General features: G+C 64.9%; 14 protein-coding genes. 10 read left to right on the top strand and 4 right to left on the bottom strand.

Annotated features, from left to right (window positions below):
- From K408_RS0105515 to K408_RS42625, 5 genes are all read left to right on the top strand, one after another.
- Window positions 1–939, top strand: a complete 939-nt coding sequence (locus K408_RS0105515; RefSeq protein WP_024341879.1) for a carbohydrate ABC transporter permease — start codon at window positions 1–3, stop codon at window positions 937–939.
- A complete protein-coding gene (locus K408_RS0105510) occupies window positions 939–1,850 on the top strand; it encodes a carbohydrate ABC transporter permease (RefSeq protein WP_024341880.1) in 912 nt (303 codons plus the stop codon). The genes K408_RS0105515 and K408_RS0105510 overlap by 1 nt, the downstream gene beginning before the upstream one ends.
- A gap of 6 nt (window positions 1,851–1,856) precedes the next feature.
- Window positions 1,857–2,957: an ABC transporter ATP-binding protein gene (locus K408_RS0105505; protein WP_024341881.1), complete on the top strand. Its 1,101-nt coding sequence runs from the start codon at window positions 1,857–1,859 to the stop codon at window positions 2,955–2,957.
- 35 nt (window positions 2,958–2,992) lie between these two features.
- Window positions 2,993–3,982 (top strand): hydroxyacid dehydrogenase, encoded by a 990-nt coding sequence (locus K408_RS0105500; protein WP_024341882.1) that lies wholly within the window; start codon window positions 2,993–2,995, stop codon window positions 3,980–3,982.
- A gap of 157 nt (window positions 3,983–4,139) precedes the next feature.
- Window positions 4,140–4,619, top strand: coding sequence for a hypothetical protein (locus K408_RS42625; RefSeq protein ID WP_024341883.1), 480 nt, complete (start codon window positions 4,140–4,142; stop codon window positions 4,617–4,619).
- A gap of 63 nt (window positions 4,620–4,682) precedes the next feature.
- Here the strand turns inward: K408_RS42625 and K408_RS0105490 are convergent, their stop codons facing one another.
- Window positions 4,683–5,180 (bottom strand): DUF1993 domain-containing protein, encoded by a 498-nt coding sequence (locus K408_RS0105490; protein WP_035697916.1) that lies wholly within the window; start codon window positions 5,178–5,180, stop codon window positions 4,683–4,685.
- Window positions 5,181–5,541: 361 nt separating this feature from the next.
- On the opposite strand from K408_RS0105490, the gene K408_RS0105485 reads away from it, so the two are divergent.
- Window positions 5,542–6,384, top strand: a complete 843-nt coding sequence (locus K408_RS0105485; protein ID WP_024341885.1) for a DUF2147 domain-containing protein — start codon at window positions 5,542–5,544, stop codon at window positions 6,382–6,384.
- 173 nt (window positions 6,385–6,557) lie between these two features.
- A complete protein-coding gene (locus K408_RS0105480; protein ID WP_024341886.1) occupies window positions 6,558–6,914 on the top strand; it encodes a hypothetical protein in 357 nt (118 codons plus the stop codon).
- A gap of 173 nt (window positions 6,915–7,087) precedes the next feature.
- On the opposite strand, the gene K408_RS0105475 is transcribed toward K408_RS0105480, so the two are convergent.
- Together K408_RS0105475 and K408_RS0105470 are read right to left on the bottom strand one after the other, a co-directional pair.
- Window positions 7,088–7,492 carry a (R)-mandelonitrile lyase gene (locus tag K408_RS0105475; RefSeq protein ID WP_024341887.1) on the bottom strand — a complete coding sequence of 135 codons (405 nt, stop codon included), beginning with the start codon at window positions 7,490–7,492 and terminating at the stop codon, window positions 7,088–7,090.
- Window positions 7,493–7,508: 16 nt separating this feature from the next.
- Window positions 7,509–8,207 (bottom strand): ribonuclease activity regulator RraA, encoded by a 699-nt coding sequence (locus tag K408_RS0105470; protein WP_024341888.1) that lies wholly within the window; start codon window positions 8,205–8,207, stop codon window positions 7,509–7,511.
- A 260-nt stretch (window positions 8,208–8,467) separates the two neighbouring features.
- Between K408_RS0105470 and pxpB the strand changes: the two genes are divergently transcribed.
- The 3 genes from pxpB to K408_RS0105455 are packed head-to-tail and all read left to right on the top strand — an operon-like array spanning window position 8,468 to window position 11,035.
- A complete protein-coding gene (pxpB, locus tag K408_RS0105465) occupies window positions 8,468–9,199 on the top strand; it encodes a 5-oxoprolinase subunit PxpB (protein ID WP_024341889.1) in 732 nt (243 codons plus the stop codon).
- Entirely contained in the window at window positions 9,196–10,233 is a 1,038-nt protein-coding gene (locus K408_RS0105460; RefSeq protein ID WP_024341890.1) for a 5-oxoprolinase subunit C family protein, read from the top strand. Before pxpB ends, K408_RS0105460 begins: the two co-directional genes overlap by 4 nt.
- A 31-nt stretch (window positions 10,234–10,264) precedes the next feature.
- Window positions 10,265–11,035, top strand: coding sequence for a LamB/YcsF family protein (locus K408_RS0105455; protein WP_024341891.1), 771 nt, complete (start codon window positions 10,265–10,267; stop codon window positions 11,033–11,035).
- Window positions 11,036–11,059: 24 nt separating this feature from the next.
- Here K408_RS0105455 and K408_RS41905 read toward each other — a convergent pair whose 3' ends face one another.
- Window positions 11,060–11,212 (bottom strand): hypothetical protein, encoded by a 153-nt coding sequence (locus K408_RS41905; RefSeq protein WP_035697868.1) that lies wholly within the window; start codon window positions 11,210–11,212, stop codon window positions 11,060–11,062.
- Window positions 11,213–11,380 lie beyond the last annotated feature (168 nt).

Here is an 11,380-nt window from a genome sequence, read left to right as displayed (position 1 = left end):
ATGGCCGATGTCGTCGTTGAGCAAGGTCGCTCCGTCCACGCTGCGAGCCCGCGCAAACGCACCAGCCTGCGCAATGCCCTCAGGCGGAAGTCGACGATGGCGTTCTTCCTGACGCTGCCGCTGATTTTGCTGATCGCGTTGCTCGTGCTCTATCCTGCCTTCTACTCCATGCACCTTGCGACGCTGAACAAGTCGATGCAGAAATTCGTCGGCTTCGCCAACTTCACCTTCCTGTTTAAGCGCGACACGTTCTGGATGGTGGTGAGGCAGTCCTGCATCTTCGCCATCACCGCCGTTTTCTTCAAGGCGTTGCTCGGCTTCATCGTCGCTCATTTCGTGCACAACCTTCCGGCCAAGGGCCAGCGCAAATGGCGCGGCATGCTGCTGGTCCCGTGGGTGATCCCGCCGGCGATGAGCACGCTGGCGTGGCTATGGCTGTTCGATCCTTCCTACAGCGCCTTCAACTATACGCTGTCATTCTTCGGCGTCGGCCCGGTCCCCTGGCTCGGCGACACCTTCTGGGCGCGCTTCTCCGTCATTCTCGTCAACGTCTGGTATGGCGCACCTTTCTTCATGATCATGTATCTCGCGGCGCTGAAATCCGTGCCGGACCAGCTCTATGAGGCGGCCGCCATCGACGGCGCCAATTGGTGGCAGCGGATCTGGTACGTGACATTGCCGATGATGCGCAACATCATCGCCATCACGACGCTGTTCTCGCTGATCGTGACCTTCGCCAATTTCGACATCGTGCGCATCCTGACCTCGGGCGGCCCGCTGGATTCCACCCATATCTTCGCCACATGGGCATTCCAGGTCGGAATCCAGAGCAGCGACATTCCGCTCGGCGCCTGCGTCTCGCTGTTCATGGTGCCGATCCTCGCAGTCGCGGCGATCTTCATACTGCGCGATGTCAGCAAACGTGGGAACGAAGCCTGATGAGCACGCTCGCAATCGACAAAGGCGGCCCCACGCGCAAGATCAAGTACCGGAGCATGAGCCGGGACCGCGCCTGGGCGCTGCGCTGGTCCTACTTCTTCCTGGTGGTGTTCGCGATCTTCTCGCTCACTCCGCCGATCTACATGCTGATTACCTCTCTCAAGAGCAGCGCGGAGATTTCGGCGGCGACCAATCCCTGGTGGGTGTTTCATCCGACCCTGGCGAACTATGTCGAGCTTCTGACCTCGAACCAGTTTCTGCGCTTCTTCTGGAATTCCGCCATCGTGTCCATCGTGGTCGTGATCGTCACCATGCTGATCAGCATTCCGGCGGCGTTCGCACTGGCGCGAATGAAGTTCTGGGGCTCGACGACGCTCGCGACCGGCGTGTTCCTCACCTACCTGGTTCCCGACAGCCTGCTGTTCATTCCGCTCTTCAAGATGCTGGCGGTGGTCCAGGATCTGACCGGGATCACGCTGCTCAACCGATGGTACGTGCTGCTGTTCATTTATCCGACCCTGACCGTGCCGTTCTGCACCTGGATCATGATCGGCTATTTCGCCTCGATCCCGAAGGAACTGGATGAGGCCGCCCTCATCGACGGCGCCTCCTGGCTGCAGACCCTGACGCGGATCTTCATCCCCGTCGCGCTGCCCGGGCTGATCGCCGCGACCATCTTCGCGTTCACGGTGTCCTGGGCGCAGTTCCTCTATCCGCTGGTGTTCACGACGTCGGTTGATCAACTCGTGCTGCCGGTCGGCATCACCACCACGTTGATCAAGGGCGACGTGTTCAACTGGGGGCAGATCATGACCGGCGCGCTGCTGGGCGCCGCGCCGCCGCTGATCATCTACGCCTTCCTGATGGACTACTACATTGCCGGCCTGACCGCCGGCGCGACAAAGGGTTGATGGCTCATGGCTGAGGTTGCTTTGCGGAAAGTGGTCAAGCGTTACGATGATGTCGAGGCCGTGCGCGGCATCGACCTCGACATCGCCGATCACGAGTTCATCGTGCTGGTCGGCCCCTCGGGCTGCGGCAAGTCGACCACGCTGCGCATGATCGCAGGCCTCGAGGACATCAGCGACGGCGACATCATGATCGGCGGCGACGTCGTCAACGACGTACCGCCGAAGGACCGCGACATCGCCATGGTGTTCCAGAACTACGCGCTCTATCCGCACATGACGGTCGCGGAGAACATGTCGTTCGGCCTGCGCCTGAAGCATTATCCCAAGGCCGAGATCAAGGCGCGGGTGACCGAGGCCGCCCGCCTCCTCGACATCACCGACCTTATCGACCGCAAGCCGAAGCAGCTCTCCGGCGGCCAGCGCCAGCGTGTCGCGATGGGCCGGGCCATCGTGCGCAATCCGAAGGTCTTCCTGTTCGACGAGCCGCTGTCCAATCTCGACGCGAAACTCCGCGTGCAGATGCGGATCGAGATCAAGAAGGTGCACCAGAAGGTGCGGACCACCACGGTCTACGTCACCCACGATCAGGTCGAGGCGATGACGCTGGCCGACCGCGTCGTGGTGATGAACAAGGGACGGATCGAGCAGATCGGCACGCCGAACGAGCTCTACCACAAGCCGGCGACGCGCTTCGTCGCTGGCTTCATCGGCTCGCCGGCGATGAACTTCATCCCGTGCCGGCTCGAGGATGTCGGCGGCACGCTCCAGATCCGCCTCACCGACCGCCTTGCCTTCCCGCTGCCGCCCGCCCGTGCGGCCCGCTACAACGCGCTGCCGCGCACCGAAAAGCTGCTGCTCGGCCTGCGCCCCGAGCATCTGACCGAGTCGCACGCGCATCTCGAGCCCGGCGTCGAGACCTTCGACACGGTGCTCGACGTCACCGAGCCGATGGGAATGGAGACGCTGGTCTATTTCGGCCTCGAAGGCACGCCGGTCTGCGGCCGCGTCAATCCCAATGCCGGCGCCAAGGACGGGGGACCCATGCGTTTGGCGATGGACCTCAACAACATGCACCTGCTAAACGAAGAGACCGGCGTCGTATTGTGACGCCGCCTTGAGAACGCTGGGCAGGCAGGGGAGCGATGGCGACCAACAAGAAGAAGATTTTCGTTACACAAACTTTGTCGCGAGGGGCACGCGCCCTCCTCACCCAGCGGGACGATATCGAGCTCGTCGAGTTTCCGAACCTGATCTCCGCAAAGGACTTCGAGGCCCTGCTGAAGAGCCACGCCCCCGTCCACGGCGTGGCGCTGGGTGCAACCGCTTTCGGCGAGACCGAACTCGAAGCGTCGAAAGACATGAAGGTGGTGACCCGCATCGGCGTCGGCTACGACGCCGTCGACGTGCCCGCTCTCTCGCGCCGCAAGGTGCCGCTGATGGTCGCCGGCAGCGCGAACTCGCCCTCGGTCGCCGAAGCCGCGCTGTTCATGATGCTGACGCTGGCCAAGCGCGCGCAGGAATTGCACGCCTGCGTCAAGGACGGCAAATGGGCCGACCGGCTCGGCATGCTGCCGTTCGACCTTTACGGCAAGACCGTGCTGATCGTCGGTTTCGGCCGCATCGGCAGCCGCACCGCCAAGCGCTGCCTGGCATTCGAAATGAACGTCCAGGTCTACGATCCCTACAAGGAAGCCGCCGAGATCAAGGCAGCCGGCTGCGAGCCCGTCACTGACCTCGACGCCGCGCTGCCGGGCGCCGACTTCGTCACCATCCACTGCCCCAAGACACCGGAGACCGTCGGCCTGTTCGACGCGGCGCGGATCGGCCGGATGAAGCCCAAAGCCTACCTCATCAATACCGCGCGCGGCGGCATCGTGAAGGAGGCGGCACTGTACGACGCGCTCACGTCCGGCAGGCTCGCCGGCGCGGGGATCGACGTCTTCGAGGTGGAGCCACCGCCGGTCGGCAACGCGCTGTTTGCGTTGCCCAACGTCATCATCGCTCCACACGTCGCCGGCGTCACGGTCGAAGCCGTCGAGCGCATGAGCGAACAGACCGCACGCAACATCCTGAGTGTTCTGGACGGCGACCCCATCCGGCAGAACGTGATCAACCAGAACGTGCTGGGCTGAGCGGAATTCAGGACGCATCTGGATGTGGATGGCCAGAAAGCGTCCCATTTTGGTGCAGATCGAGCCCCAACTCAGCCTTAATCAAACGCGCGTAATGCGTCTTGCCGCGGCGGCAGCGGGACAGACTGGCCGCCCGCGTCGAGCTGGAGGATGACGCTTGTCAGAGATCGATCCGACCGACCATGCGCTTGCGACCATCGCGAGCATTCTGGAAAATCCCGAGCCGGCGCTCGTTGTCCGGGAAACCGAGATTATTCGAGAGACTGAAATCGTCGTCGTGGGCGAGCAGCCGTCCGTCGAAGAGCATAATGTTCTCGACGAGCATCCGGTGGTCGAGGAGCAGCCGCTGGCGCCCGAGCATACGGATGCCGACGGCTACAGCAAGGTCGGTCCGGGGCCCATGGTAGCGATCCGTCTCAAGTGGACGGTCCATCGTGGCGATGACGGCCAGTACTATGTCCACGAGACCATCGGCGAACAATCCGCCCCCGTGGTCAGCGGCCCCATGACGAGCGAGGCCGCGGTCCGCTTCGTCGATGGGCAGCAGGACGAGGCGAACAAGCGCTTCGAGTTGCTGCGCAGCGAGATCGCCGGCCGCAGCTCGCTTGCAGATTACGAGCGCAAGGGCGAAGCGTAAGGCCATTTTCGGCCCGCTCACTTTGCACACCTCTCCCGAAAACAGAGGTGTGCGAGCCACCAACTACTTCCTCCCAAGATAGTCCTTCTTCACCAGCTCGACGCCGGCGTGCCGCAAGATGTCGTAAGCCGTCGTCACGTGAAAGAAGAACTGTGGGAGGCTGAACGTCAGCAGCAGCGTTCGCCCGGTGAAGGGCAGCTCGCTGCCATTCTTCAGCCTGAAGACAACATCCCGTTCCGCCGCCCCATCGATCTTCGCGCGCGGCAGGCTTTGGATGAACTCAACCGACGTCGCGATGCGCGCCTGAAGGCCGGCCATATCGTGCTCGAGCACGGGCAACGTGACCGGCTCGCGTTCGGCCAGCAAGGCTGGCGCAACCGTAGCGTGGCGGCAGGCCTCGCCGATCTGCTGCGCCAGATCGTACATGTTCGGCGCAAGGCGCATGCCGAGCAGAACCGTCGGGTCGAACTTCCGGGTCTCGGCATACGCGACACCCTTGTCGAGCAGAACCGACAGGTTGTGCAGGTACGGCACGAACAGGCCCACCGAGGCCTCGTAGATCGAGATCGTCATGCCAGAATTCCCCTATCTTCGGCGTCTGGTCAAATTCCGCCGTCGAACAGTTGCACAATGCCAGCTCAACATGTCGATGGAAGACGGCAACGCCAAAGATCTACACGGCTTGGCCCGACTAAAGCGATGTCTGCCGACGCCATCAGCAGTGGAGGCCCTATAAGTTGAACGCCGCCTGAGGCCGCGTCCTCCTGTCGCTTGCCTTGCCAAACTTTGGGCCGGCTTCGGGCCTATTGAACCGGGAACCTGCGAAGCACGACTCATACTGACGACAGTGATCTGGATCACTTTCTGCGATCGGACCGGCGCGTAAGCGTCGGTGCGGGGACCACCGGTTCAGGAGACGGAAATGAGGAAGCTGTTGGCCACGGCCGCATTCCTTTTGGCAAGCACCGCCGCGCAGGCGCAGTACACCTTCGAATATGGCGGGCGCACCATCCGCATCGACCCGGAGCGCGGCACGGTGCAGATTCCCGGGGTCTACGACAACACGGGCCAGAGCAAGCCCAAGAAGGCCAAGAAGAGCGAGCAGGCGCCGCAGCAGGCCACGGTCGACCCGCAGGCACCGGCTGCGCCGGCACCTGCCCCCGCCCCGCCCGCAGCTGTGCAGCCGGCTCCGGCTGCTGCCGTGGCGCCGCCCCCCGCACCGCCACCAGCTCCTCCGCCGACCACGACCGCCACCAACTCGCCGGCCGGCGCGGCTGCCGCACCAGCGCCTGCACCGCCTCAGGCCGCTGCTCCAGTCGAGCAGCAGGCAGCGCCTGCCACCGCTCCGCCGCCCGCCCCGAGTGTGGCCGCCGCCCCCCCGGCGCCGCCTCCGCCACCTGCCGCCGCTCCCGTTCAGGCAGCCGCAACAACGCCTGCTCCGGCAACCGCGCCCACGCGAGATCTCAGCTCGCCGCTCGGCGTCTGGCTCACCGAGGAGAGGGAAGGCAAGGTCCGCATCGAGCAATGCGGCACCAACCTCTGCGGCTATTCGGTCGATTCCAGGTCGAACCAGAACGGCGAGCAGGTTCTGATCAACATGAAGCCGGGCAAGGACCAAAAATGGACCGGGCGCATCCTCGATCCGAACTCGGGCTCGACCTACGATTCAACGATCGCCATGAAGGGCACCGACCGCCTGCGTGTGCAGGGCTGCGCCTTCGGCGGCATGTTCTGCGGCGGCCAGACCTGGACGCGCGTGAATTGAGTTCAACGTCCTGACGGAGACAAGGGGCTCGTGATCCGGGCCCCTTTGCTTTTCCCGGGGGAGCATCGCGACGTGCGCAGGCTCACGGAGCCCCTTGCGCACGTGACTGCCCTCACAGCGCCGGTTCCGCGCCCATGCCACGATCCGCGCATGGTCACCCACAGGGGCGTGTCATGAACGGCTTTCGCAAAGGTCTCTTCGCTTCCCTCGTCGCCATCGCCTTGCCATTCGCGCAGGCTGACGCCGCGACAAGCACCTTCGACGGCACATGGAATGTCCGCATCTCGTCATCGAGCGAGACCTGCGGCAACGGCGCAACCGTCGCAATCGGCATCAACAAAGGCCAGATCGCCTCGAGCAGCGCCGCGGTGAACGCGTCCGGTCACGTGGCCGATGCCGGCCGCATCAATGTCACCTTGAGCACCGGCATCAAGCGCGCGGTCGGCTTCGGCCGGCTCAGCGGCAGCTCGGGCTCCGGCACTTGGCGCGGTGCGATGTGCAGGGGAACGTGGACGGCGGAGCGGATGTAGGGCTTCTGTCCCGGACAAGCGGCAATGCAATAGCGCATCGAGGACGCGTGTGAACGCGTTGACGGCATTGCTGCGCCGAGCCGCGACCCAGCGGTGTCGACCACTGCAATATCCCGGCCCCCGCTCCGCGACGCATCGCCCTCGGGCGATGCGTCTTGTCCGGGGCATGCAGATCAGCCCACCGCGGCCCCGTATTCCGCGTCCGTGACCGGCTCCAGCCAGGTCGAATAGACTCCGTCGAGCGCTTCCTGCATGGCAATGTGGCACATGCCGTTGGTCGGCGACGCCCCGTGCCAGTGCAGTTCGCCCGGAGGAATCCAGACGGTATCGCCGGGACGGATCTCGCGGATCGGGCCGCCCTTGGACTGCACGCGTCCGACGCCGGAAATGACGTAGAGCGTCTGGCCGAGGGGATGATGATGCCAGTTGGTGCGCGCGCCCGGCTCGAAAGCGACGCGCGAGCAGTTCAGCCGTGCCGGCGACGGCGCCATGATGACGGGGTCCTGCCACACGGTGCCGGTGAAGTTTTCCTTGGGCGCGCGGCGGGTCGGCCGCGTGCCTGCGACGGTGATCTCCATAGGGTCTGCTCTCCTGTTACTTCTTGCTCGCGGCGTAGCGCGCCTTGGTTTCGGCATTCATGGGGTACAGGCCCGGCAGCGCCGCGCCGTTGTTCACCTCGTTGACGATCCAGGCCTCCATCCGCTCCTGCTCGACGCCCTCGGCAAGGACGTGATCAAGCATCGCCTGCGGGATCAACACGCAGCCGTCCTGGTCGGCAACGACGATGTCATTCGGGAACACGGCAACGCCGCCGCAGCCGATCGGCTCGCCCCAGCCGACAAAGGTAAGACCTGCAACCGACGGCGGCGCGGCATAGCCGTCGCACCACACCGGCAGGTTGGTGCCGAGCACGCCCTCGACGTCGCGCACGACGCCGTCGGTGACGAGCGCAGTGACGCCGCGCTTGACCATGCGCGCGCACAGGATGTCGCCGAAGATGCCGGCGTCGGTGATGCCCATGGCGTCGACCACGGCGATGCATCCTTCCGGCATCGCCTCGATCGCCGTGCGGGTCGAGATCGGCGAAGACCAGGATTCCGGTGTCGCCAGATCCTCGCGCGCCGGCACGAAGCGCAGCGTGAAGGCTGGTCCCACCAAGCGGGGCAGACCCGGGCGCAGCGGCCGTGCGCCGCGCATCCACACATTGCGCAGGCCCTTCTTCAGCAGGACCGTGGTGATGGTGGCGGTGGTGATGCCGGCGAGAGTCTTGCGAGCTTCGGGGGACAGCGACATGGAAACGGACGAGCTCCGGATGGGCGGGAAACAACGCGCGCATCTTGCGAGCCGCAGCCCTTGCGTCAAGGGCCAAGAGGGTCCCAATAACGCAGGGCCGCTGAGCTGTTATGCGCCGCGATAACAAGGCTTTATCGGCACCCCTTGCATTAATTTATTGGACTTGCGGGCGCATTTACGCGAAGCAGAGGTGACGCGGAGCTCAACGTCGAGCCCGCGCGCTTCCAAAAGCCCGATTTCGACAACTCTTCGACAGCTCAATGGCCGCGACGCTTCTCCCGCCCCGCCTTCTGCCCAGTGGCGACAGCGCCGTCACGGTCGAGTTCAGCCGCACCATCGATGATGTCGCCAACCAGCGCGTGCTGGCACTCGACAAGGCGCTGGCAGCAAGTCCGATCGAGGGCATCACCGAGACCGTACCGACCTATCGCTCCTTGCTGGTGCATTACGATCCCTGCGCAATCGCTTTTGATGCGCTCGGCGAGAAGCTGCTCGCGCTCGCGGGCCAACCGCTGCCGCCGGTCACCAAGGCGCGCCGCTGGCGCATTCCGGTCGCCTATGGCGGCGAGCACGGCATCGACCTCGAGGATGTCGCCAAGGCGCTCAACACCACGCCCGATGACATCATCGCCCGGCATGCGGGCGGCGATTACAAGGTGGCCATGATCGGCTTCACGCCGGGCTGGTCCTATCTCAGCGGCCTCGACAAATCCCTGCACATGTCGCGGCGGCAATCGCCACGCCTGCTGACGCCGGCCGGCACCATCTCGATCGGCGGCGTGCAGGCCGGAATCCAATGTCTGGCCGCGCCGAGCGGCTGGCATTTGCTCGGCCGCACGCCTGTCAGGACCTATCAGCTCCATCGCAACCCGACCTTCCTCACCGAACCCGGCGATCGCGTGACGTTCTTCGCAATCGACCACAAGACATTCGAGGAATTGGACCGCGCTGCGGAAGCCGGCGAGATCGTCGCCGAGCAGGTCGTCGCATGAGCCGCCTCGTCGTTGCCAGCATCGGCCCGGCAAGCTCGGTCCAGGACGGCGGGCGGCTCGGCGCGCAACGCTACGGCCTGACGGTGAGCGGAGCGATGGACCGCCTGTCGCTTGCGGCGGCGAACACCCTCGTCGGCAACGAGCCTTTCGCGGCCGCCATCGAGATCGGCCCGGTCGGCGCCTCCTTCACCGCCCGCGACGGCGCCGTGCGCGTCGCGATTTCAGGCGCACCGCGCAACGCGGACATCGCCGGCAGCCCGGTCGCGATGGACGCATCGGTAACGCTGAAGGACGGCGAGACGCTGACGCTCGGTTTTGCCCGCGGCGGCGCGTTCACTTATCTCGCGATCGAGGGCGGCATCAAGGGCGAGCCGGTGTTCGGCAGCCTCGCCGTCAATGCCCGCGCAGGCCTCGGCAGCCCCTACCCGCGCCCGCTTCAGGCTGGCGACGAGTTCAGCGTCGACGCTGCGAGCGGCGCGCCGGAGCTTCGCATCGAGCTGCCGAAGCCGGTGAGTGGCCCGATCCGCGTGCTGCTGGGACCGCAGGACGACGAGTTCGACGACTCCAACAAGGCTCTGTTCCTTGAGAGCGAATGGAAGATCTCGGCGACTTCCGATCGCATGGGCTACCGGCTCGAGGGCCCCGCCATCAAGCATCTGCATGGCCACAACATCGTCTCCGACGGCACCGTGAACGGCAGCATCCAGGTGCCCGGCAACGGAGCCCCCATCGCGCTGATGATGGACCGCGGTACCTCCGGCGGCTATCCGAAGATCGCAACGGTGATAACGGCCGATATCGGTCGCCTCGCCCAGACCTCGGCGGGAACCGCGTTCCGCTTCAAGGCTGTCAGCATGGCCGAAGCGCAGGACGAGGCACGCAAGTTTGCACAGTTGATCCGCAGCCTGCCCGATCGCCTGCGCTCCTCCGACACTGTCGCACTCAACATCGAGGCGCTCAGCGATGCTAACGTGGCGGGCTATGCGGTCAGCGCGGTCGATGCCGGGACCTGGCAGGTCACGGCGGAGCCGTAAGCGACAACAAGACCAGAGGCGGAGAGCACCGATGAAGACAGTCGACCTTAATTGCGATCTCGGCGAGGGTTTTGGAGCGTGGGAGATGGGCAACGACGCCGCCATGATCGAGCTCGCAAGCTCGGTCAACGTCGCCTGCGGCTTCCATGCCGGCGATCCCGACATCATGCGGCGGACGGTCGAGCTCGCGAAGGCGCGCGGCGTGTCGGTCGGCGCGCATCCCGGATATCGCGACCTGCATGGCTTCGGCCGCCATCCGATCGCAGGGCTCAAGGCCTCCGAAATCGAGAACCTCGTCGCCTACCAGATCGGCGCGCTGCAGGCGATCGCGACAGCGGCCGGCCACAAGGTGACCCATGTAAAGGCGCATGGCGCGCTCTCCAACGTCGCCTGCGAGGACGACATGACCGCGAAGGCGATCGCCGCCGGCATCAAGGCGGTCGATCCCGGCCTGATCTTCGTGGTGCTTGCCAATTCCAAGCTGGTGAAGGCGGGCGAAGATGCCAACCTGCCGATGGTGCACGAGGTGTTCGCCGACCGCGCCTATGAGGACGACGGCAATCTGGTCTCGCGCAAGAAGCCCGGTGCGGTCCTGCACGACGCCAAGGCGATCGCTGACCGCGTGGTGCGGATGGTGCAGGACGGCGCGGTCGTGTCGGTCACGGGCAAGGTCATCAAGATGCGCACGGACACGGTCTGCATCCACGGCGATACGCCCGGCGCCGTGGACATCGCCCGCGGCGTGCGCCAGGCGTTGAAGGCTGCGGGAATCGAGGTCGCGCCGTTCAGGCGCGGGGCGTGAGTTTCGCCGCCCCGGAACGACACATTAAAACGGATGCACCGAAAGCGTCCCGAACACGATCGCCGCGATGACGGCGAAGGCGCTGTACATCGCGACATGATGCAGCGTCCCCCGGGTTCGCCGCGAGAGCGAACGCGCGTAGAAATGCAGTCTGGCTTCCGCCGATAATTCGCGCATGGCCGGTCTCCAACGCCCCATTTGCGGGAGTATGAAGGATCAGCCAGGGGACGAGGCAAGATGCCGAGAGAAATAGCGATGAGCTTCTTCTAAGAAGCCTGATCGCAGACGCATATTCTCCCGACCGGCAGGTTCCGAGAATCTCATTCGTTAAAATCCGAGCCAGCC

Source organism: Bradyrhizobium sp. in8p8 (genome assembly GCF_000426845.1).
In the GTDB taxonomy this organism is placed as follows: Bacteria; Pseudomonadota; Alphaproteobacteria; order Rhizobiales; family Xanthobacteraceae; genus Bradyrhizobium; species Bradyrhizobium japonicum_C.
This window is presented reverse-complemented; position numbering and strand designations above follow the sequence as displayed.

Coding starts and splice junctions, on each gene's coding strand:
- K408_RS0105485 (WP_024341885.1), top strand. CDS start 5,542: ATGAGGAAGCTGTTGGCCACGGCCGCATTCCTTTTGGCAAGCACCGCC.
- K408_RS0105500 (WP_024341882.1), top strand. CDS start 2,993: ATGGCGACCAACAAGAAGAAGATTTTCGTTACACAAACTTTGTCGCGA.
- K408_RS0105510 (WP_024341880.1), top strand. CDS start 939: ATGAGCACGCTCGCAATCGACAAAGGCGGCCCCACGCGCAAGATCAAG.
- K408_RS41905 (WP_035697868.1), bottom strand. CDS start 11,212: ATGCGCGAATTATCGGCGGAAGCCAGACTGCATTTCTACGCGCGTTCG.
- K408_RS0105460 (WP_024341890.1), top strand. CDS start 9,196: ATGAGCCGCCTCGTCGTTGCCAGCATCGGCCCGGCAAGCTCGGTCCAG.
- K408_RS0105475 (WP_024341887.1), bottom strand. CDS start 7,492: ATGGAGATCACCGTCGCAGGCACGCGGCCGACCCGCCGCGCGCCCAAG.
- K408_RS0105505 (WP_024341881.1), top strand. CDS start 1,857: ATGGCTGAGGTTGCTTTGCGGAAAGTGGTCAAGCGTTACGATGATGTC.
- K408_RS0105470 (WP_024341888.1), bottom strand. CDS start 8,207: ATGTCGCTGTCCCCCGAAGCTCGCAAGACTCTCGCCGGCATCACCACC.
- pxpB (WP_024341889.1), top strand. CDS start 8,468: ATGGCCGCGACGCTTCTCCCGCCCCGCCTTCTGCCCAGTGGCGACAGC.
- K408_RS0105480 (WP_024341886.1), top strand. CDS start 6,558: ATGAACGGCTTTCGCAAAGGTCTCTTCGCTTCCCTCGTCGCCATCGCC.
- K408_RS0105515 (WP_024341879.1), top strand. CDS start 1: ATGGCCGATGTCGTCGTTGAGCAAGGTCGCTCCGTCCACGCTGCGAGC.
- K408_RS0105455 (WP_024341891.1), top strand. CDS start 10,265: ATGAAGACAGTCGACCTTAATTGCGATCTCGGCGAGGGTTTTGGAGCG.